We start from the raw sequence: 21,551 nt of genomic DNA, 5'->3' as shown, positions 1-21,551 counted from the left end.
GGCAGTCGGGTCCGAAAGGTGGGATGGCTTCATCGGGAACGTCTACTCGGTGAGGCAATGACTGACGGTGGCGGCACAAAGAACAGGCCATGTGACCCCGGCCGATGCACGGCTTCTGGCGTGCCGTTGCAAGCGGTCAGGGTCCGCGATGGACTTACAGTGCCCGCGGCAAGCCGCCTGTCTCGTCTGGCGTATCGCGCGCGTCACTGTCGCCCATCGAATGATCGTGCAACGCCGTCTCCTTCGGATCGCGTGGAATGACCTTGTCGACACGCTCGTCGGCAATGTCGGCATCAGGCAGTGCGCCGCCCGGCGCGTGCGTCCCCGACTGCACGGCCGGATCGCGGTCTTCTTCAACGTGCGGCGCGCTGCCGCCCGGTTCCTGCTCGGGAGAGCTTGTGTGAGTGGCGGTCATGAGAACTCCTTTATCTGGTTTCGATAAGGATGGGACGCGCAAGCGACGTACCTACGCCGCCGGTGATTTCGCAGCAATTGCCACGCTCGGAATTAGAACAGTGCGAGTAGCTGCGATGTTGCTGTCATGATCAACTCGAAGCGGCCGATAACGGCCGTTCGCGCCGGTATGCTTCGAGCATTAAATTTGGCTCGACACCGACAATCGTCCGTGCCTCGCCATTTGCTGTGGAGCAGAGGCGACACTCCTTGGCGGCGGTCCCACGAAGTCACCGAAAACACCGTCGACAAATCGGGCGTCGCCTGAAAAATACAGCACATCTCTGTCGACGCACGTCCAGTCAATTGCTTTACACGCCAATGTTGCGAAATCGCAAAACCACTCTTCAACTTAACTTACACAATCTTACTTGACGTATATTCTCGCCTGCGTGCAATGACGCGCTCGGCGAAGTGTTCAGGCATTGCCAGCAGCATTTGGCAGTGCATCGCCGGACAGCATTAAAAAATGATTGGGTATTCGACCAAAGTAGATTCGGGGGAAGCCCGGCCCTTTAGAACCGGGGTAATGAGAGGCCAACATGAAAAAAATCGTATTCACGGGGATTGTGTCTGCTTTTGTACTTGCCGCATGCGGCGGCGGCGGCGGTAGCAGCAGTGGCAGTAGCACGGGCGCCGTAGCCAACGCCCCGACAGTGCCTACGGATGCCCAAGGTATCTATACTGGGACCGACTCGTCCGGTGACCAGATCACCGGCATCATTCTCGATAGCGGCGCGTACTATTTTGTCTACGTCAACACGGCCACGAATGTTTTAGGACTCGTGCAAGGTACTGCAACCGGCGGCTCGGGAAGTTTTCAGTCTGCGAATGCGATGAACTACGTCGTCGGACGCAACTCCGTGACCGGTGAAACCGTCAATGCGACCTACACCGCGAAGAGCAACATTTCTGGCTCCATCACGCCTTCATCCGGCAGTGCCACGACGTTTAACGGTACGTACAGTACATTGAACAATCAGTCGCCAAGCATTGCATCGATCGCCGGAACCTACAGCGGCGCTGCGGGATCGGCGAAGACGGCTGAACTTGTCACGATGACCCTCGCAACCGACGGTTCGATCTCAGGACGTGGGGTGAGCGGCTGTGTTTTCACGGGTTCGCTCAAACCGCATTCAAACGGCAACTACTACGATACGTCCATTACGTTCGGTGCCGCGCCCTGCCTGTATGCCGGCCAGACAGTCACCGGTGTTGTCGAGGCGAACAACAATGCAATTATTGCTGCCGCGACGCTGCCGAACCGTTCTGATGCGTTCGTGCTCGCCGCAACAAAATAATCTGACCTTGGTCGGGTCTCACGAAGTATTGACCTGACGCTTTGCATTAATCGTGCAACCGGGAAGACGAGCGATAGCTAACGCCGTCGTCGATCTTCCCGAACTCTTTTTCTCATCATTAAAAGAGCGAGGCACGGGCGCGGAATGAGTACGTCATCGCAACTTGTCTGCGATGCGATTGATTGATTGATTGCCTTTCATCTCGGGATGCCGGCGCGACGCAAAGGCACCGGTCCCGAATAATGAGTAGCAAAAATAGCAGCGACGAACGTTGTTTTAACTCGCCTATTTTGAATTGCTGCGAGGCAAGGACTACGCTTGCGCCGGCGGTAGAAACTTTGGCCTTAAGAACAGCGCACGGTTGCCGTAATTAAAGCGTCAAACGGCGATCGCAAATCGGTCCTTTTTCCGCCTCAAGTGGCCATCAAGCTGACTTGGAAAAAGTTCAGTCCAGATATGAGTCGACGCCATTGCCGTGCATTACCCCAAAGCGATCTCTTTCTGGATGGCCAGACCATCAAGTCGTCTTCCACCGACCCCCCGGATCATTGGGGCGCTTATCGCCTTTGTTACAGCGCGAGAATCAGGTAATCGACACCCATACGACGACTGTAATTGCTCAAGGTATGTGCAAGAGCCACCTCCCGAACAGGTTAGTCGCCCCCTCCCCCGAACCAACATCACCAAATCAGATCACCGTCATCCCATTTATTCATTTTTCCTCGACGGCACACACGGGTAGTCTGAAGAGCGTCATCAAGCCACTGCCGCTCTATAAAAATGACTGAATCAGCAAACCCAGGCGTACGGCCGACGTACGCAGAAAGAAATCATGCTTACTGGAAACGCAACCTGGCCGTGTGCGTCTTCGGGTCATTCACGACACTCGTGAGCCTAAGCATGCTGCTGCCGTTCCTGCCGCTCTATGTCGAGCAACTTGGCATGAAATCGGCGGCCGCGATCGTCCAATGGTCGGGAATCGCGTTTGGTGCAACTTTCTTTGGTACGGCAATCACCGCGCCGCTTTGGGGCCGTCTGGCCGACCGCTATGGACGCAAGCCCATGCTCGTGCGTGCGGCGCTCGGCATGGCGGTCGTCATGTCACTGATCGGCATTGCCCATACCGTCAATCAACTGGTCGTGCTCCGTCTGCTGGCGGGCTTGATTGGCGGCTATGCGTCCGCTTCAATCGTGATGATCGGCACGCAGGCGCCGCGCGAGCGGGCCGGATGGGCGCTCGGCGTGTTATCAACCGGTGCGCTGTCCGGCAATCTGATCGGGCCGCTGGTTGGCGGTTTTCTGCCCGGACTCGTCGGCATTCGCGGCACCTTCTTTGTCGGCGGCGCGATGATTGCAATCGCCGCCGTCGCGACGATCATGTTGGTCCGAGAAGATTTCGACAGCGCGCAAGATGCCAGGCGCCAGCGCACCGCTGCGGCATCACCGCGTGAGCAGGCGAGCCGCTACGTGATCCCCGCGCTGCTCGTCACGGCTATGATGGTTTTGCTCGCCAATATGTCGATTGAACCGATTATCACCGTTTACATCGGCCGTTTAGGAGTACCGCGCGATCATCTCGCCCAGTTCGCGGGTATCGTGATGGCCGCGTCCGCTTTCGGCAGCATGCTTACGGCACCCCGTTTGGGCGCACTCGCCGATCGCGTCGGTGGCTGGAACGTGATCATCGGCTGCCTTCTGGCGACCGCACTCGTCCTGCTCCCGCAAGCTTTCGTGACACGCTGGTGGCAACTGGCCCTGCTGCGCGGGCTAATGGGAATGACAATCGCCGGCCTGCTGCCATCGATCGCAAAACTGGTGCGACATTCCGCCGACGAGCATCATTCCGGCACGGTGCTTGGCTACCTCCAGTCAGCGCAGTTTTCCGGACAGGTTATCGGCCCGTTGATCGGTGGCCAGATCGGCGCCCATGTTGGACTTTCGCCCGTTTTCTTCGTCACCGGGTCCTTACTCGCATTGTGCGCACTCCTGAATCATATGGTGCGCACCGATCGTCGCGGCAAAGGAGTTCGGCCGCACGAACGCATGGCTCGGTCCGGCGCTTTGCCGCGAGAGACTCGAAACACGGCCATCGACGTCCAACATTGCAAGGACGAGTAACGTCGCCGATTGCAACCAGACAAACCCGTGCAGTCCGACGAAGTCTCGCGCAATTCTGTCAGGCAGGACGCCGAGCTTGCTCAGCCGGTCTGTGTAAGTGATTAGCGCAAACGCGCCGAGCCTCATCTGTTACGAACGCGGGTCCGGACCATGCCTGCATGTTCATGAAGTCAGCCATTCATTGCTAACGTTACCCTCGGACCGACTGCTGGCAGCCGTTCATATGACCAATTAGCGCCGCGTCCGGCGCTTCAAACCAGCCGACGATTGATTGCGTTTCATTCGACGCGTGCTCGCTCGTCTTGCTGTCAGTGCCGTCAATCGGAAGCGCCTTCCGGTCCCTGCGCTATAGCACTATGCTTTCTATCAAGTGAATGGCGAAGCCAGATTCTGAAGAGTCCGGACAGGTGCGTAGATGCCGATGGATCCGGCGCGGCCGACATCGCGCTTGCCGGTGCTCAGGCTTAACGCGTCCTGCCACGGCGGCGCAACATGCGCCGGCGCCGGATGGAGTAACTCTTTAAGGAGACAGCGTCATGAACGAGTTTGCAATTCCGGGATTTCACGGGAGGCTGATCGGTCCGTCGGACAGTGACTACGACGAAGCACGATCGCTGTACAACGGCATGATCGATAAGCGGCCCAAGGTGATTGCGCGCTGCACCGACGCCGCCGATGTCATGGCGGCAGTCAACTATGCGCGCGAGAACAGACTGCTTCTCGCGATCCGCGGAGGCGGACACAGCGGGCCCGGTCTGGGCAGTTGCGACGATGGGCTCGTCGTCGACCAGTCGCACCTGCGCAGCGTGCGCGTCGACCCGGCGAGCCGCACTGTACGTGTCGATCCAGGCTGCACGGCAGCGGACCTCGATCATGCGACCCACGCGTTTGGACTCGCGGTCCCGCTCGGCATCGTCGGCAGCACAGGAGTCGCAGGTCTGACCCTGGGCGGAGGAACCGGCTACCTCACGCGCAAGCATGGCCTCACGATCGACAATCTGCTGGAGGTGGACATGGTGCTTGCAGACGGCTCTTTCGTCACCGCTAACAAGGACGAGCACGACGACCTCTTCTGGGCGGTGCGAGGTGGCGGCGGTAACTTCGGGGTCGTCACCAGTTTCCTGTTTCAGGCCCATCGCGCCAAATCGGTGTTCGCGGGTCCAATCTTCTGGGACGCCAGGGACGCGAAAAAAGTGATGGCGACTTACCGAGACTTCATTCCACACGCCCCCGAAGAGCTCGGTCTTTTTGTCGGTCTCAAAACCGTGCCGCCGACCGACCCTTTCCCGCAGGAGCACTGGAACACACGCGCCTGTGCTCTGATCGGCGCATACAACGGCGCGATTGCAGACGGCCAGCAGCTGATGGCCTCGCTGCTGGACAAACTGCCCGCCCCGCTCTTTAACTGGATGGGCGAGATGCCATGGACGGCCATCAACAGCCTGTTCGATCCGTTTTTCCCTAAAGGTCTGCAGTGGTACTGGAAGGGTGACTTCGTCAAGGCGCTGCCTGACGAGGCGATCGACGTGCACATCGCTCACGCGCTCAAGGCGCCGACGCCCTTTTGCCTGATGCACCTTTACCCCATCGACGGCGCAGTTCGGCGGGTGCCCAAAGATGCCACGCCGTGGAGCGCGCGGGACGCGTCCTTTTCGATGGTCATTGCCGCGATCAGCCCGGACCCCAAGGACGCCGACGCGCTTAAGACCTGGGGCCGCGCATACTGGCAGGCGATCCACCCGTTCAATCTGGAAGGCGGCTACATCAACTTCCTGGACGCAGACGAGGCAGAGAGCCGGGTCGAGCTGAGCTACGGGGAAAACTATGCCCGCCTTGCCTCGATCAAGGCGAAATACGATCCCGACAACCTTTTCCGGGTCAACCAGAACATCAGACCGAAAGCGTGAATCGACGCGTCTGGCCTCACCCTAAACGCCACTTGCGCGACGGAAGTGCGCCAATGCATTACTCCCACTCCGCTACCCCACCGTGATGAGAGCATGTGCCGGAGTGATGCTGGCTGAAACTGTACGTACCGTCGCCGCAGTGAGCCGTCGCGCCAGTGGGCACACCGCCGGTGCGCGAGTGAGCCGGTGAGTGCACGTGCTGACCAGACCTGTTGGTGTACTGGTGGTGTTCGCGTAGTTGCGACTCGTCCGGCTCCGACCTGTAGGCAAAAGCAGGCGTAACGACAATGCCGATCAGTGCGGCAAATAGAAGATGCTTCATTGAGTCCCGGTTGCGTTTGCTGGTTTCATTCTTCTTGCGCAACTATACCAGGGCGACTCAGCGAGCGTCCGTCGCGGGTCTGTCACATCATTTGTCGACCGTTATGTATCTGTATCAGTCAACGCCTTTCCGCGCTACGGCCGATCTGTCCGCCATAGCGTTTCATGCCCAATCCGGCCGCCAACGCAATCACGGCAACGCCAGTCAGAAAGAGTCCCGGTGCGGCCGCTGAACCCGTCTTGTGCAACAACTGGGTCACGACGAGCGGCGTGATGCCCGTGAAGATGACGGTAGCGAGATTCAGAGACAACGCGATACCGCTAAAGCGCACGTTGGTCGGAAAAAGATCTGCCAGTAGATACGCATACGACCCATTGACCAGCCCACCGACAAAGCCAATTACGACGAACGCGAAGACCGGATCGATTTCGTGAGCGGCGATCAGCCGGTAAAACGGATAACTGCCGAGCACCATGAAGAGCGAGCCGATGCGATGCCAATGACGCGGCGCGAGGCGATCGCCGACCCAGGCAAAGAACAGCAGCGACGCCGACATCGTTGCAATGCCCACATTCTGGCCGGCGCTCGCCAGACTTGGCGAGATATGCAGCACCGTGGTCATGTACGACGGCAACACCACGAACAGCAGACTGTTCGACGCATTCACGATACCCGCCACGCCGACGCCCACCGTCACCTGCTTCGGATAGTCCGTCAGCACGATCCGGAACGGACGCTTGACCTTATGGCTGCGCAGGCGCTGAAATTCCGTCGACTCCTCGAGCGACGTGCGCAACCAGTATGAGACGAGCCCGATCACCCCGCCGAAAACAAAGGCAATCCGCCAGCCGAAAGACAACACGGCCTCTGCGCTCAAGCCTGCGTGAAGCACGAGGCTGATCAGCGTGGCGGTTAGCACACCTGAGTTCAGACAGAAGATCACGAGCCCGCTTACGAGACTCGCGCGTTGCGGGATTTCCTCGACCACATAGGTGATCGAACAAGGCAATTCGCCCGCGAGGAAAAACCCTTGCGTCAGGCGCAGCAGCACGAGGAGTACGGGCGCCATCACGCCGATCGACGCGTACCCGGGAATCAGTCCGATGCCGATCGTCGACGCCGACATCGCCAGCACGGAAACCAGAAACACCAGCCGCCGCCCGAAGCGGTCGCCGAGACTGCTGAGCACGATGCCGCCCAGCGGCCGCGACACGTAGCCAATCGCGAATACACCGAAGGTGCTGATCAACGACGCGATCGGGTCCGCGGCCGGAAAGAACTGGCGCGCGATTTCACGGGCAAATACGCCGTAGATAATGAAGTCGTAGATCTCCAGTGAGCCACCGAGGCTCGCGAGGATGACCGTCTTCCATCGAGTTTGCCGCGTCGGCTCATGCGCCGTCGCTGCCAGGTCTGCTGAGGCCATCGCGTTGTCTCCGTCGATTATTAGTTATGCGCTGCACGAGCGATCGAGCCGGATATCATTCGACCGGCACGGGCGTCGCCGCGGGTGTGCCGGTTCGCAGCGCGGCCTCCCGTCCGCCGAACGCCTCGACGAGGCGCGCCTGATCCGCTTTCGCGAGCAAGTCCACGCCTTCAGGATCGAGCCGTTCCCGCAGACGCCGCTCGAAGAGAGCGACGACATCAGCGTACTCCGGCAACGCCGCCAGGTCGCGCAACTCCTGCGGATCGCTGCGCACATCGAACAGCTCGGGCGGCAAGCCGACGTAGTGATGGTACTTGTAGTCCGCATCCGCGAGCATATAGGCCGCTGTCTCCGAGCCGACGGCATGGTACTCGCTGAACGCAAGCCGCCCGCGCCGATCCGGCGCATTGGCCAGTTTTGCGAGCGATTCGCCCGGGCTGGTATTGCCGGGGGCCACGCAACCAGTGCGCTCCAGGATCGTGTTCTGGATATCGATCAGCGACACAGGTGTTTCACACGCGTGGCCCCTGGGAATACCGGGGCCGGCAACGATCATCGGCACGCCGGTCGACTCGCGGTACATCAGACATTTATTCCACATGCCGCGCTTGCCCAGGTTATCGCCATGATCGCTGCTGTAGATGATCGTGGTCGTTTCGTCGAGGCCGTTGGATTTCAGCGCTGCGAGAATCTTTCCGACCTGCGCGTCGAGGAAAGTGACCAGCGCGAAATAACAGGCCATTGCGAGACGGCGCCGCGCGTCGCTGCCGATCGCGGCGTCATGGTCCATATGAACCGCCTGCCGTTCGACCCACGGGTGCCGCTCATAACCGCTCGACGGATGCAGCAGCGGCAGCTCGATGCTGTCAGGATCGTAGAGATCGAGGAATTCCTGCGGTACGACCAGCGGAAAATGCGGCGCGACGAGGCCCGCGAACAGTACCCAGGGCTTCGGGTTGTCGCGCTGTTCGCCAAGCCAATCGACGGCCGTATCGGCCACGCGCATGTCGAAGCGGTTGTAGTTCGACAGGCCTGGGCCAATGTTGTCGTAGAGCGGCGAGCGCCCCATGGTGTGCGGCAACGGATTGCGCACAGAGCCCCACACCTGGCCTATTCCATCGAGGATATGCACGGGATGGTGCTGACGGCGGAATCCAACAGGCGCTGCGTCGCCCCGGTAATGCAGTTTGCCGATCGAGTCGGTCACCATGCCATTCGCGGTCACATACTGCGCCCAACCCGGCGTCGCGCCGTCGTACGCGATAGCGTTATCCCAGCAGCGGATCTCGTGCACCGAGCGCCCTGTCGCGAGGCTGGCACGCGCCGGCACGCAGATCGGCGACGGCGTGTACGCATTGCAAAAGCGCGTGCCGCGCGCAGCGAGCGAATCCAGATGAGGGGTGTGAATGAACGGATGGCCGGCACAGCCCATCAGGTCGTGCTGATGTTCGTCCGACAGAATGAGCAGTACGTTAGTGGCATTCATATGTGGGTCTATCAGGGCGCGCTGTGGGTGCGGCTGTCTCCTGTACCCGATGATGGTCCGCACACGCATGACGATCAATTGACATTTTTTCGAAAGCGCATAACCATAAGTTATTCGCAATGAGGAGCGTCGTGGACCCGATCGAGCGGTTTTTCCAGGCCGGATTGAAGTTGAACCACCTCAGGCTGCTCACCCTGTTCGCCAGTCTTGGCCAGATCCGGCTGGTTGCTGACAGGCTGAATGTGACGCAGCCGGCCATATCGAAACAGCTTGCCGAACTCGAGGCTGGCCTCGGTGTGCCGGTCATGACGCGGGTCGGCAACCGGCTTGAGTTAACGGCCGTCGGCGAGACGCTCACGAGGCGCGCGCGAGAGGTGTTCCATCAGCTCGAACAGGCGCGCTACGAAGTGGACGCGCTCACGAGTGGCCTTTCCGGCAAGATTTCTGTAGGTGCCGTTGCCACCGTGCTGCCGGTATTCGCGCCGGAGTTGATACTTGAACTGAAGCGGCGCGCGCCGCACGTCAACGTTGCCTTGCACGAAGCGACCAGCGACCGGCTCTTTCCGATGCTCGCGAACGGATCGCTCGATTGTGTACTGAGCCGCACCGAGCCGGCAGGTTTCGGTAAGAGCGAATTTGCGTCGCGCGCCATCATGGACGATCCGATCGTCGTGGTGTGCGGGCGAGATCATCCGCTGGCGAGCCGCAGAAACGTTGTAGTCGAAGACCTGGCCGGTTTGCCCTGGATCCTGCCGCCGAAGGAGGCGCCCACCTACCTCGCGTTGCAAGGCTGGCTTGCCGGTTCGGGGATCGCGTTCCCGGACGGTTGCGTGCAATCCATTTCGCTGCCCACCAATGAGGCCATGCTGGCGAACTACCCATTTCTCGCACTGATGCCATTGGCGGTTGCGCGTAAGCGAGCCAGCCGCGCCGGTCTCGCCATCCTCGCGATACCTGGCGCGAGCTTTCTCGAAACGGTGCAGTTGTTCTATAGCACGTCGTCCGTGAATCCCGTGTTGCCTGCGGCGCTCGAATGCGTCGGCGCCGTTCAGGAGCGGCTATGCCGGTCGATGGCCGACTGATTGCCGAGACGCTGTAGCGCGGCGCGCACAGCCATCTACCAGTCAGCGATTCGCGCCCACAAGAAATCCTCAAGCGACGCCAGGACCTCGTTCGGGGCGTCCTCAGGCAGCAGATGGCCGCCGGGCAATCCTCTGCCCGTCACATTCACGGCCCACCGGGACCAGACTTTGAGAGGCAGAGTCCCTCTCGCCTGCTGTTCGCTCTCGCTCCACAGTATGAGGACCGGGCACGCGAGTCGTCGGCCAGCAGCCGAGTCGCTTGCGTCGTGCTCCAGGTCCTCGGAAGCGGCGGCACGGTAGTCTTCGCACATGGCGTGACGAACGTGCGGATTTCTGAACGCAGTTCGATAGGCGTCGAGCGCCAGGGGATCGATCCGGTCGAGTCCGCCCGCCATCCTGGCCAGTGCCGTGTCGAGATACGCGTCCGGATCGGCTGCAAGCATTCGCTCTGGAAGATCGCCCGGCTGCGCGAGGAAGAACCAATGCCAGGCGTTTAACGCGAACGTCCTGTCAATGGTTGCGAATGCATCGAGCGTGGGTATCACGGTCAGCGACGCGTACGCCGAGACGCGTTGAGGATGGTCGAGCGCAAGCCGGTATCCGGCCCGAGCGCCTCGATCATGTCCGATCACTGCGAAACGCTCGTGCCCGAGTTGGCGCATCAGCGCGACGAGCGCACCGGCCACACGACGTTTCGTCCAACGCGGCTGATCGCTGCGGGTCCGGCTCTCGCCGTACCCCGGCAGATCCGGCACGATGACGGTGTGCGACTTCGCGAGCGTCGGCGCAATCAATCGCCACGCAATGTGTGTTTGCGGATAGCCGTGCAACAGCAGAACCGGCGAGCCAGTTCCGCCCATTCTGCCGCGAAACGAGACATCCCCCGCTTCGACGTCGAGCCTTGCGAAGCCCGGAAAGAAATCATGCGCGGCTTCATGCACCATGGTCGCCCTCCCGTAGATCGTCACTTCATTGCTGCGAGGCCGACCGGACAAACGCCGCCAGATCGCGATTGAAGCGTTCGGGTTCCTCGATGAACGGCGCGTGACCCGAGTCCGCGTACACCTTGCTGACAATACGCGAATTGAGCGCACTCGCCCGGGCCAGCGTCGCATGCGTGTCGACGAGCGCGTCGTGACCGCCGTAGATAAAAAGCAGCGGCACACGCGCGTTGCCTAGCCCCTGCGCGGCGAAGACCGTCATTGTCGGCACTTCCTTCTGCATGTCCCACGATGCCATCGCGGCATTCGCGAGCAGCCGGTCGAACGTGTCGGCGTCAGGCCGATGGTTGAAACACAGGCCGACGAACGTGCGCTCACCATCGAGATGCGTCTTCAGATCCGGCGAATTCATGTCGCGATAAACTTCTGGATGGTCGACGATCTGCCCCGGCGCAAGCTCGACCACGCCGTCGACATACACCGCACCTGCGATCGCGCGGTCGCCATATTTCGCGAGATAGTTCGATATCACGACGCCGCCGAGCGACCAGCCGACCACGACAGGCCTCGCCGCATGGGAGCCCTGTATAACGGCTGCGAGGTCATCGGCCCAGCGGTTTCCGTCGTGATACGACGCTGCGCCGGACGGCTTGTCCGACAGACCGTGGCCGCGCAAATCGTACGTAATGATCCGGTATTGACGCAAGTCGGGGCTCTGCACTTGCGCGTCCCAGTTCAGGCGGCTGCCGAGCAGTCCATGCACCAGAATGATTGGCCGCCCGTTCGGATCGCCGCTTTCCTGTACCGCCAGCTTTACCCCATCTGTCGAAGTCACGCTATAACTTGTAGGCGCCGCGCTCGCGTCGTGTGCGGACGCGAGCAGCGTTGCCGCAGAAAACACCAGAATGCATAACTGGTGGAACATTCGTAAGCTCATTGCCTTTCCCGGAGAGTGTCAGTGCCGCTAGTCTCAACCCTTACACTGATGTGAGAGTCAAGCAGATTGTGTTAGCCTGCTTTTCATGAGACCCGCCCCTGTACAGGAACTGCTGACGATCGGTCAACTCTCGCAACTCACCGGCGCGAGCGTGCGATCGATCCGGCACTACGACGAACACGGTCTGCTCGCCTCGGTACGAGCGAGCAACGGCTACCGCATGTTCCCGGAAAGAGCCGTTACGCAGGTCACGCAGATTCAGCGCATGATCGCGACCGGTTTTACCATCGACGATATTCGCGGCTTTCCGGATTGCATGCTTCTGATCGAGGGCGCCCGCTCTTGCGATCAGATCACGGATGTCCAACGGGCAAGGCTCGAAGCCATCGATCGTCAGATCGCGGACCTCGAAAAACGTCGCGCGCGGCTCGTCAAAACGCTGCAGGAAGGTGCAGTGCCGCCTGTTGACTGACGCAGACTGCGGCGCACGGAGGTCGCCTTCAAACGGAAACGTCAGGCGCGCTTAAGCACACGGCAGATTCAGTTCGGAATGCGCAGTCTTTCGGTAACCCCTCTTTAGAAAGCGCTCTATCCACGTAGGTTGCTGGATGAACGGGTCGCGGCGCAGCGTGCGAACGACGCCGCTGCCAGGATGGCGGCGGCCGCACACCGCACACCGCTGCAGCGCTGCACCCGCAAACACTTAATGCAACGGCGACCACATCTCCGGCAAACAGATCGTGGACGTCGCCCTTTCAATCTGTTCCGGGCCACCTTTCGGCGGCCACAGACCTTCGGCGTAATGCCGCTTTCTTAACGCCATCCGCTCTTCGAGACTTGAGAACCCCCAGATGTGCACGATGCGCGGCGGTCCATCGAGTGCATACATGTTGCCAATCAGATGCGACGTGTAGGCGTGGGCTGGACCGAGCGCCTGTTCCCACGCGGTCATGGTCGGCGCGACGCCGCCGGCTTTCAGCCAATAGCGGCGAATCTCGTAGAAGCTGCCGAAGGTCGCTGGCTCGATGTCCGGTAAAAAGGGAAAAAGCATGTAGCTTTCCATCGCCAACTGAACGGTCGCGCTTTCGATTCCGAAGGGTTGTTCGGCGGTCAACGCGCGATCGCGTTCATGCTGCAATTCACCCATCGTCTCGAAGCCGCGCAGCACGACGATGCGCGACAGCTCACCGATTTCAGTGCGCCATGCTCCAAGCAGTCGGCCGGTCGCGCCGTCATTCGATACCCACCGATGCGCGCAGTCCGACACACGGTCCTGCTCCAGAAGCGGACACGACAACGTTGCCAGTTCATATTGCATTGCTCCTCCCCTTACATGACATGCGTCTACTCTATTCCCAAGCGTAAGCTTGATAAACGCATCGCGTGTTCGAACAGAATCCACTAGTATTGAGCAATGGATCTCCTGAAAGCCATGAGCGTCTTCGTTCGCGTCGTAGAGCTGGGTAGCCTGACGGCCGCGGCGAAAGCATTCGACCTGTCCCCGACCATGGTCGGCAACTATCTCCAGGCTTTGGAGAGTCGCTGTGGCGCGCAACTCGTTCACCGCACGACCCGCAAGCAGAAAATCAGCGCGTTCGGGCAGACTTATTACGAGCGATGCGTGGAGATCCTGGGCCTCATCGACGACACAGAACAACTGGCGCTCGATCACCTCGCGAAACCTAGCGGACGCTTGCGTGTCACTGCGCCTGTCGTCTTCACGAATGAATGCCTGATTCCCGCGCTTGCGGACTATCACGAGCGCTATCCGGAGATCAAGCTGGACATCGTCGCGACCGACGGGCTCGCGGATCTGTTCGACGAAGGTTTCGAGGCTGCCATTCGCATTGGGGCTCTGGCGAACCCTCTTGCGGTCGCACGTCCTCTAGCACCGTACCGTCTCGTGCTATGTGCGGCGCCCGCCTACGTCGACGCGCATGGCGCGCCGGCCACGCCACACGCGCTGGGTGAACATCAATGCCTGACGTATGCGTACCCGCCGCGATCGGAATGGTACGCGGCGCAACCGGAATGGACGCTACACGGCCCGCGTGGGCCGGTCAGCGTCCCGGTGGATGGCAGACTGAAAATCGACAATGCGGAGGCGCTACGCCGCGCAGCGTTAAGAGGACTGGGTATTGCGATGCTCCCCTCCATGTTGATACTCGGGGATTTGGGCGAAGGGCGTCTGATCGAAGTCTTGCCGGACTTTGCCGCCCCCGAGCGGTCCATGAATCTGTTGTATCTGCAGGAGCGGCAGAAATCGCCGAAGCTCCGTAGTTTTACTGAGTTCGTGGTCGAGCGGTTCGGTGCGAATACGTCCGCTCGACAGACCTTGCCGACCGCCAGCGCACCCGGCCGCACGAAGTAGCAGCAGCACGGCCGCTCACAGCGGACTCTGCTCCTGGCGTTGCAGCAAGGCTCTGCACGTTCCCTGTCAGCGGGCACGTAACGACTAACGCTCAACTCGCACCGAAGATCGCGCCAACAGAAGAGGCTAACCCCATTGATAGCGCACTCCAGAAGGCAACCCGAACGACGCCCGGACCCACCTTCGCACCGCCGACGCGTGCCGCCAGTCCGCCAAGAATCGCAAGGGACACTAACGCAGTCGCTGCAAGGCTAAGGACGACCTTTTGCCGAGGCGCAAGCGCAGTGACGGTGAGTGGCAACGCCGCCCCTACCGAAAAGCTGCATGCCGAGGCGAGTGCCGCCTGGAAGGGTCGAGCGGTCGTGACTTCGGAGATACCCAGTTCGTCGCGTGCATGTGCGCCGAGCGCGTCATGTGCCATGAGCGCCTGCGCAACCTTTTTGGCGAGGGCCATGTCGAGGCCGCGCCGCACATAAATGGCCGCCAGTTCGCGGAGTTCGCGGGCGCCGTCCGCTTCGAGTTCAGCCTGCTCCTCGGCGAGCGCCGCTTTTTCCGTATCGGCCTGCGAGGAAACCGACACGTATTCGCCGGTCGCCATAGACATCGCGCCCGCCACGAGACCCGCGAGTCCGGTCAGAACAAGATGGCCATGTTCGGCGTGTGCTGACGCCACGCCAATGATGAGGCTGGCGGTCGAGATGATCCCGTCGTTTGCACCCAGCACTGCAGCGCGCAACCAGCCAACCGAATTGATACGATGGGGTTCTTCATGTGCTTTGCGCATGTGTTGCGAGGCTTCTAGTCATTCCAGTTGGTCTCGCGCCTTCCTGAGGACAGAACGCCTGGCAGCATCCGCTGCAAAACGTGGTCTCGCAGAACAAACCGATGGAATAGCGCCGCTGCGATATGCAATACGATCAGCGCGAAAAGGATCCAGGCCAGTTTGCCGTGCACGTCGCCCATCTCGTGGCCAAACGCCGAGCCCGGAGCGCTCAGTGACGGATACGGCACGACCCCGAGCAGGCGTACCGTCCACCCGCGCGAAGAAGCGTTGATCCAGCCCAGCAACGGCACGACAATCAAGGCGGCGTAGAGAAGAAAATGCGTGATGCCGGAGATCACCCGCAATGGCGGCGACAAGTCCTCGGGCGCCGGCTTATGGCTTAGCCTCCAGATCACCCTGACCACCACCACGGCGAGAAGCGCCGAGCCTACCGCGAGGTGCCACGCGATCAAATCAACTGGCCGCGTATCCTTGTGGACATCGGGCATGGTCCAGCCAATCGTGAACTGCACGGCGACCAGTAGGACAGTAAGCCAATGGAGCGCGCGGGCGACCGTGTCGTATGCCGGTCGTGCACCTTCGTTGACTTTGACCACTCCGCCTCCCTCACAATGTCTGGCACGTCGGCACAGCCAACCGCACGGCGCCCTATGAAAGCAGCAGCGTGTGCGGTCAGAAGCGCGACAAATGTCCGAAATCTAACAAAACGACCTTAAGGAAACCTGATGATACGCGTGCAGTGATTCTGTGTGCCTTATTCGTCGTGCAACGCGATTAAAACTGTCCACCTTCATATTAAAACAGGCGCGCTCATCCAGTACGGCTGTCCGAACAGTCGCGTCCTACGGACGGTATGACAGGCAGGCTTCTTGCTGCGAGCAGAACTGTTTCGCTCACGCGATAGTCAGGAACGCATATGCGGCAATTCAAAACTCTGGTTGCGTTGGCGCTACTCCCGCTAGCGGGCTGCGCGCTCGGGCCGTCGAGTCCGAGCGATAACGCGTTCGGCGCATCGCCGCCCATTCCGGCGCCGGAATCCACCCTGATCCCGATGGTCAACATCGCGCCTGCTCAGCCTCGACCCGCCGGTTTCATGCCCACCGCTCCCGCCGGGTTCGCGGTCACCGCATTCGCTAGCGACCTGGCGCATCCGCGCTGGTTATATGTGCTGCCCAACGGCGACGTACTGGTGGCCGAAAGCGACGCACCGCAAGAGCACGACGCCGGAAGCGGCCTGTTCGGCTGGATCCGGAAACAGGTGATGAAGCGTGCCGGGGCCGGCGTGCCAAGCCCGGATCGCATCGTGCTGCTTCGCGACTCCAACGGCAGTGGGGTCGCCCAGATCCGTACGGAGTTTCTGCGCGGGCTGCACTCGCCTTTTGGAATGGCGCTCATCGGCAATCAACTGTACGTTGCGGACACGGACGCGCTATTGCGCTTCGACTATGAGACCGGGATGACGTCGATCACGAGCCCGGCAACGAAAGTCGCCGATCTGCCCGCCGGCCCGATCAACCATCACTGGACGAAAAATATTCTGGCCGACCGCTCGGGCAAGCATCTGTTCATCACAGTGGGATCGAACAGCAACGCAGCGGAAAACGGCGTCGCAGCAGAACAGGATCGAGCTCGAATACTTGAATTCGACGTGGACAGTGGCCGCCTGCGGCCCTATGCAACGGGCTTGCGCAACGCGAATGGACTATCCTGGCAGCCAGACAGCGGCGCTTTGTGGACCACGGTCAACGAGCGGGACGATCTCGGCAACGATCTCGTCCCCGACTACATGACAGCGGTGAAAGAGGGGGCTTTCTATGGCTTTCCTTATAGCTATTATGGTCAGCATGTCGACAGCCGGGTCAAACCGCAACGCCCTGACCTGGTCGCAACGGCCATTGCACCGGATTATGCGCTCGGCAACCATACAGCATCGCTAGGTCTCGTCTTCTACAACCGCACGCTGTTTCCCGCGCATTACCGGGGAGGCGCATTCATCGGCCAGCATGGATCATGGAACCGCAAGCCTCGCACGGGTTACAAGGTCGTCTTCGTGCCGTTTGCGCAAGGAAAGCCCGACGGCCCACCCGAGGACTTTCTCAGCGGCTTTCTCACGTCGGACGGCCACGCGGTAGGCCGCCCTGTCGGTGTGGCGCTCGACGCGCACGGCGCATTGCTGGTAGCGGACGACGTCGGCAATGCGGTTTGGCGGGTTTCGCCGCGCCTCGACCCGACCTCGACGCAGTTCAATCCGGCGGCCAGATGATGCGGAGGTTTTCGGCGACGGCGCGGCCGAAACCTCTCGGGATCAGGTATGCCCCATGCTGAAACTCCGCAGATCAGCAAGCTTTCCACGCGAGGCGTCATGCGAATTCATCTCGACCTGATTGGCGGTATGGCCGGCGACATGTTCATTGCAGCGTTACTGGATGCGCTGCCCGACCGACGCGACGCTGTGCTTGCTGCCATCCGACAGGCGTTCCCGACGCAATCCGTGCGCTGCGAAATCGAGACATTCAATGACAGCGTGCTGACCGGAAGTCGCTTCCATGTCGAACAGACCGACGTGGCGACCGGTAGCCAATCATCGCAACAACCCAGGCACCACACGCACGATCACGATCACGATCACGAAGCGTTTCATGGCGACCACACGCACAGTCACGGCCACGAAGCGCTTCACAACGACCACACGCACTGGCGCGATATCCGGACACACTTGTCCGCACGACTGACCGGCAACATTCTTCGTCACGCTATCGGCATATTCCAGTTGCTCGCGGAAGCCGAAGGCCGTGTGCACGGCGTGCCTGCCGACGCGGTTCAATTCCACGAGGTGGGCGCCTGGGACTCGATCGCGGATATCGTGGGCGCGGCATGTCTGATCGACTCGCTCGACGCACGCTGGACGGTCAGCGCCGTTCCGCTCGGCGGCGGCCGCGTAGCCACTGCTCACGGCACGATGCCGGTTCCCGCACCCGCCACCGCCCATCTGCTCGAAGGCTTCGTCATGCTTGACGATGGCATTCAGGGCGAGCGCATTACGCCAACCGGCGCGGCGATTCTGCGCTATCTATGCACCGCCCCGGATCGACACGCGGCCCCCACGCGGAGCACTATGCTTGCAAGCGGCATTGGCTTCGGCACGCGCAAGCTTCCGGGCATCAGCAACTGCGTGCGCGCACTCGTGATGGACGAAGCTGTGTCGCATTCGGCGGCTGGCAGTCACCGCCAGCTGGCAGTCATCGAATTCGAAGTCGACGATCAGACAGCAGAAGATCTGGCCATGGGCCTGACTCATCTGCGTGCCCATCCGGCGATATTTGACGTTGTCCAGACGCCGGTGTTCGGCAAGAAAGGCCGCATGGCGACGTCCGTGCGACTCCTCGCGTCACCTACCCGCATCGACGAAGCCCTCGAAGCCTGTTTCATGGAAACCAGTACGATCGGTCTGCGTTATCACATTGTGAACGGCGCGGCTCTACCCCGGCAGATGAAGGATGTGATGGTGGACGGTGAGCGAATTCGCGTGAAGTGTGTGCAGCGTCCAGGTGGCAACACCGCAAAGGCCGAGTCCGACGATGTGATGACGCGACAGAATCACGCGCGCCGGATGCAGATCCGCGCTCAGGCAGCGCTCGGCGCGGCCAATGAGGAGGAGCCCGAGTAATGTCCAACACTGTGGAAGCTGCGCTTGCCTACACACTCGAAGCCATCGGCGACATGACCGTTGCAGTCAGCGGCGGCGTGGACAGTATGACGCTTGCGACGCTCGCGCACCGGGAGGCGGCGCGTACCGGCGCGGCCGTACACGTCGTACATGCGAGTTCACCCGCTGTGCCCGCAGAGGCCACGGCGCGCGTGCGCCGACTCGCGAGTGACGAAGGCTGGTCCCTGACAGTGATCGACGCCGGGGAGTTCGCCAGTGCGCAATACCGGGCGAATCCGGTCAACCGTTGCTTCTTCTGCAAAAGCGCACTCTATGAAACGATCAGTGCGCATACCCATTCGCAGATTGTGTCCGGCGCGAATCTCGACGATCTCGGCGAGTACCGGCCTGGTCTGCTTGCGGCACGCGACCATCACGTGCGTCATCCGTTTGTGGAAGCCAATGTCGACAAAGCGACCGTACGCGAAATAGCGCGACGGCTCGGACTCGGTGAAATTGCGGAATTGCCCGCCGCGCCATGTTTGTCGAGCCGCATCGAAACGGGCATCCGGATCGAACCTGCTTCGCTCGAATTCGTCCACGCAGTTGAGAAACTCGTCGCATCTAAGTTGTCGCCGCAAACGGTGCGGTGCCGCGTGCGCGCGAGCGGCGTCGTCGTCGAGCTGGACTCGCGAAGCCTTACGGCCATGACGCCGCAAATCGAAGCCGCGCTGCGCGTCGAGATCGAACGGCGATACGGCCTTCTGCAACACCGGAGCGTTCCCGCAACGCTTGGCTTCGCGCCGTATCGGACTGGCAGCGCATTCCTGACGGAGCAGACATGAAAAGCAGCGAGGTCAACTTCGATTACGAACGCTCGGCGCGTACAGGCCTCGATGAAGTGGTCTTTGCAGCAGGCAAATCTGTTGATCAGATCGCGTATATCGTCGAGGCTGCCGTCGCGCGTCAGGTTCGCCTGTTGATCACGCGGCTCGCTCCTGCGCAGTTCGAAGCGTTGCCGGAAGCGCACCGCGCACGGCTCGACTATTGTGCGGTGTCGTCGACCGCGCGACTCGGCGCTACCGCGCCGCTCACACGCGCACCACGCATTGCGTTGCTGGCGGCGGGCACGTCGGACATTCCGGTCGCGCGTGAAGCGGAGCGAACGCTCCGCTATTACGGCGAGGCCATTGAGTTATTCGCCGATATCGGTGTTGCCGGGCTGTGGCGCTTGACGGAACGGATCGACGCAATCCGTCTATATCCAGTGCTGATCGTCGTCGCCGGGATGGACGCGGCACTGCCGACTGTCGTCGCCGGCCTCACGCACAGCGCGTTGATCGCCGTGCCGACGTCGGTTGGCTACGGCGTCGCGGCCGGCGGTCACACGGCCCTGAACGCCATCCTTGCAAGCTGTTCGCCAGGTATCGCGACAGTCAATATCGACAACGGATTTGGCGCGGCGTGCGCCGCTTTGCGCATCGTCCACATGATGGATCGCGCTGTCGCACAGGTGGCAATCGCATCCGGCGAAGCGTCACCGCTTTCGGAGGAGTCCTGACATGAAGCGTCGTACTTTCCTGCAGCGAACCGCGGCTGGCGCGGCGGCGGCGGCGGCTGCAGGCGGCAATGCGGCCGCCCAGACGATGTCGTCGCAGCCTGCGCAGCCGGTCAACCCGGACGGCACGACCGGGTCGCTCGACCCGCGCATGCTGCTGCGCGTGACGGATGCCGGCGAACTGCGTGGCGATATGCTGTACCGGACGCTCGGGCGCACCGGCGAGAAGGTGTCGGCCATCGGCCTTGGCGGCTCGCACATCGGCAAGCCTCCGGTCGATGCGCAAATGGCCGTCAAGCTGATTCATGCCGCGCTGGACCGTGGCATCAATTTTCTGGACAACTCGTGGGACTACAACGGCGGTCAGAGTGAGCTACGCATGGGCGCCGCATTGTCGCAAGGCGGGTATCGCAACAAGGCGTTCCTGATGACGAAAATCGACGGCCGCACCCGCACGTCGGCGCAGCAGCAACTCGACGAATCGTTGCAAAGGATGAAAGTCGATCACATCGACCTCGTGCAGTTTCATGAAATACTGCGCTTCGACGACCCTGACCGCATTTTTGCCAAAGACGGTGCGCTCGAAGCACTGGTAGCCGCGAAAAAGGCAGGCAAGGTGCGCTACATCGGCTTCACGGGACACAAAGATCCACGCGTGCATTTGTACATGCTGGCGACCGCCGAGAAATACGGGTTCCACTTCGACACCGTGCAGATGCCACTGAATGTCATGGACGCGCACTTTCGCAGTTTCGGCCATCTGGTGCTGCCTGAACTCGTGAGGCAACAGATCGGCGTGCTCGGCATGAAGACGTTCGGCGACAGCGTCATACTGAAGAGCGGCGTTCCGCTTTCACCGGTGGATATGCTGCATTTCTCGCTTAACATGCCGACGTCGGTGGTGATTACCGGAATCGACAATCAGAAGGTGCTCGACCAGGCATTCGAGGCGACCCGAACCTTCCGGCCCATGTCTGTCGACCAGGTTGCTGAGATGGCGGACAAGACCCGGCTATTCGCGTTGGAGGGCAAATACGAATTATTCAAGACGTCCAGCTACTTCGACACCACCGCCAAACATCCGGACTTTCTCGGCGGCCTGACGCCGGGCGTCGAGGACCTGGCGCCAGGCCCGGCAACGTGACCCAAGGGATAGCGCAGCGCGCCGCGGCCGGCCAGATGGCGGCGGCAACTTGCGCTGACTTTCCGTTCAGCTACC

Annotated in this window: 20 protein-coding genes; 11 read left to right on the top strand and 9 right to left on the bottom strand. The window is 61.0% G+C overall.

Going from position 1 to position 21,551, the window contains the following annotated elements:
• Positions 1-154: 154 nt before the first annotated feature.
• Complete coding sequence (locus AAGS40_RS25335) at positions 155-415, bottom strand: hypothetical protein (protein WP_345817204.1); 261 nt, start codon at positions 413-415, stop codon at positions 155-157.
• A gap of 580 nt (positions 416-995) precedes the next feature.
• On the opposite strand from AAGS40_RS25335, the gene AAGS40_RS25330 reads away from it, so the two are divergent.
• The 3 genes from AAGS40_RS25330 to AAGS40_RS25320 all read left to right on the top strand — a co-directional run bounded on the left by AAGS40_RS25330 (position 996) and on the right by AAGS40_RS25320 (position 5,779).
• Complete coding sequence (locus AAGS40_RS25330) at positions 996-1,754, top strand: hypothetical protein (RefSeq protein WP_345817203.1); 759 nt, start codon at positions 996-998, stop codon at positions 1,752-1,754.
• A 780-nt stretch (positions 1,755-2,534) separates the two neighbouring features.
• Positions 2,535-3,872 (top strand): MFS transporter, encoded by a 1,338-nt coding sequence (locus AAGS40_RS25325; protein ID WP_345817202.1) that lies wholly within the window; start codon positions 2,535-2,537, stop codon positions 3,870-3,872.
• A gap of 626 nt (positions 3,873-4,498) precedes the next feature.
• Positions 4,499-5,779: an FAD-binding oxidoreductase gene (locus AAGS40_RS25320; protein ID WP_345817201.1), complete on the top strand. Its 1,281-nt coding sequence runs from the start codon at positions 4,499-4,501 to the stop codon at positions 5,777-5,779.
• A gap of 58 nt (positions 5,780-5,837) precedes the next feature.
• Here AAGS40_RS25320 and AAGS40_RS25315 read toward each other — a convergent pair whose 3' ends face one another.
• The 3 genes from AAGS40_RS25315 to AAGS40_RS25305 form a co-directional block, all read right to left on the bottom strand.
• On the bottom strand, positions 5,838-6,101 hold the full coding sequence (locus tag AAGS40_RS25315) for a DUF3761 domain-containing protein (protein WP_345817200.1): 264 nt from the start codon (positions 6,099-6,101) through the stop codon (positions 5,838-5,840).
• Between the two features lie 118 nt (positions 6,102-6,219).
• Positions 6,220-7,527 (bottom strand): MFS transporter, encoded by a 1,308-nt coding sequence (locus tag AAGS40_RS25310; protein ID WP_345817199.1) that lies wholly within the window; start codon positions 7,525-7,527, stop codon positions 6,220-6,222.
• A 55-nt stretch (positions 7,528-7,582) separates the two neighbouring features.
• Entirely contained in the window at positions 7,583-9,013 is a 1,431-nt protein-coding gene (locus tag AAGS40_RS25305; protein WP_345817198.1) for a sulfatase-like hydrolase/transferase, read from the bottom strand.
• A 131-nt stretch (positions 9,014-9,144) separates the two neighbouring features.
• Between AAGS40_RS25305 and AAGS40_RS25300 the strand changes: the two genes are divergently transcribed.
• Complete coding sequence (locus AAGS40_RS25300) at positions 9,145-10,095, top strand: LysR family transcriptional regulator (RefSeq protein WP_345817197.1); 951 nt, start codon at positions 9,145-9,147, stop codon at positions 10,093-10,095.
• A 35-nt stretch (positions 10,096-10,130) separates the two neighbouring features.
• Here AAGS40_RS25300 and AAGS40_RS25295 read toward each other — a convergent pair whose 3' ends face one another.
• Both AAGS40_RS25295 and AAGS40_RS25290 read right to left on the bottom strand, forming a co-directional pair.
• A complete protein-coding gene (locus AAGS40_RS25295) occupies positions 10,131-11,039 on the bottom strand; it encodes an alpha/beta hydrolase (protein WP_345817196.1) in 909 nt (302 codons plus the stop codon).
• Positions 11,040-11,064: 25 nt separating this feature from the next.
• A complete protein-coding gene (locus tag AAGS40_RS25290) occupies positions 11,065-11,961 on the bottom strand; it encodes an alpha/beta hydrolase (protein WP_345817195.1) in 897 nt (298 codons plus the stop codon).
• A 97-nt stretch (positions 11,962-12,058) separates the two neighbouring features.
• Between AAGS40_RS25290 and AAGS40_RS25285 the strand changes: the two genes are divergently transcribed.
• On the top strand, positions 12,059-12,445 hold the full coding sequence (locus AAGS40_RS25285; protein WP_345817194.1) for a MerR family transcriptional regulator: 387 nt from the start codon (positions 12,059-12,061) through the stop codon (positions 12,443-12,445).
• Positions 12,446-12,676: 231 nt separating this feature from the next.
• On the opposite strand, the gene AAGS40_RS25280 is transcribed toward AAGS40_RS25285, so the two are convergent.
• The gene (locus AAGS40_RS25280) at positions 12,677-13,291 is read right to left on the bottom strand and encodes an NIPSNAP family protein (RefSeq protein WP_345817193.1); all 615 of its coding nucleotides are present in this window, start codon (positions 13,289-13,291) and stop codon (positions 12,677-12,679) included.
• 96 nt (positions 13,292-13,387) lie between these two features.
• Here AAGS40_RS25280 and AAGS40_RS25275 point away from each other — a divergent pair, with 96 nt between their 5' ends.
• Positions 13,388-14,344, top strand: a complete 957-nt coding sequence (locus AAGS40_RS25275) for a LysR family transcriptional regulator (protein ID WP_345817192.1) — start codon at positions 13,388-13,390, stop codon at positions 14,342-14,344.
• 91 nt (positions 14,345-14,435) lie between these two features.
• Here AAGS40_RS25275 and AAGS40_RS25270 read toward each other — a convergent pair whose 3' ends face one another.
• Entirely contained in the window at positions 14,436-15,128 is a 693-nt protein-coding gene (locus AAGS40_RS25270; protein WP_345817191.1) for a VIT family protein, read from the bottom strand.
• Positions 15,129-15,142: 14 nt separating this feature from the next.
• Positions 15,143-15,724: a cytochrome b gene (locus tag AAGS40_RS25265; RefSeq protein WP_345817190.1), complete on the bottom strand. Its 582-nt coding sequence runs from the start codon at positions 15,722-15,724 to the stop codon at positions 15,143-15,145.
• A 320-nt stretch (positions 15,725-16,044) separates the two neighbouring features.
• Between AAGS40_RS25265 and AAGS40_RS25260 the strand changes: the two genes are divergently transcribed.
• The 5 genes from AAGS40_RS25260 to AAGS40_RS25240 all read left to right on the top strand — a co-directional run bounded on the left by AAGS40_RS25260 (position 16,045) and on the right by AAGS40_RS25240 (position 21,476).
• Positions 16,045-17,391 carry a sorbosone dehydrogenase family protein gene (locus AAGS40_RS25260; protein ID WP_345817189.1) on the top strand — a complete coding sequence of 449 codons (1,347 nt, stop codon included), beginning with the start codon at positions 16,045-16,047 and terminating at the stop codon, positions 17,389-17,391.
• A gap of 99 nt (positions 17,392-17,490) precedes the next feature.
• Positions 17,491-18,795 carry a LarC family nickel insertion protein gene (locus AAGS40_RS25255; RefSeq protein ID WP_345817188.1) on the top strand — a complete coding sequence of 435 codons (1,305 nt, stop codon included), beginning with the start codon at positions 17,491-17,493 and terminating at the stop codon, positions 18,793-18,795.
• Positions 18,795-19,619: a hypothetical protein gene (locus AAGS40_RS25250; RefSeq protein WP_345817187.1), complete on the top strand. Its 825-nt coding sequence runs from the start codon at positions 18,795-18,797 to the stop codon at positions 19,617-19,619. The genes AAGS40_RS25255 and AAGS40_RS25250 overlap by 1 nt, the downstream gene beginning before the upstream one ends.
• Entirely contained in the window at positions 19,616-20,335 is a 720-nt protein-coding gene (gene larB, locus AAGS40_RS25245) for a nickel pincer cofactor biosynthesis protein LarB (protein ID WP_345817186.1), read from the top strand. The genes AAGS40_RS25250 and larB overlap by 4 nt, the downstream gene beginning before the upstream one ends.
• 148 nt (positions 20,336-20,483) lie before the next feature.
• The gene (locus AAGS40_RS25240) at positions 20,484-21,476 is read left to right on the top strand and encodes an aldo/keto reductase (RefSeq protein ID WP_345817589.1); all 993 of its coding nucleotides are present in this window, start codon (positions 20,484-20,486) and stop codon (positions 21,474-21,476) included.
• The last annotated feature ends 75 nt before the right edge of the window (positions 21,477-21,551 follow it).

This window comes from Paraburkholderia sp. PREW-6R (assembly GCF_039621805.1).
In the GTDB taxonomy this organism is placed as follows: domain Bacteria; phylum Pseudomonadota; class Gammaproteobacteria; order Burkholderiales; family Burkholderiaceae; genus Paraburkholderia.
The sequence above is the reverse complement of the archived record's forward strand: the minus strand, read 5'-3'. Positions and strand labels throughout refer to the sequence as shown.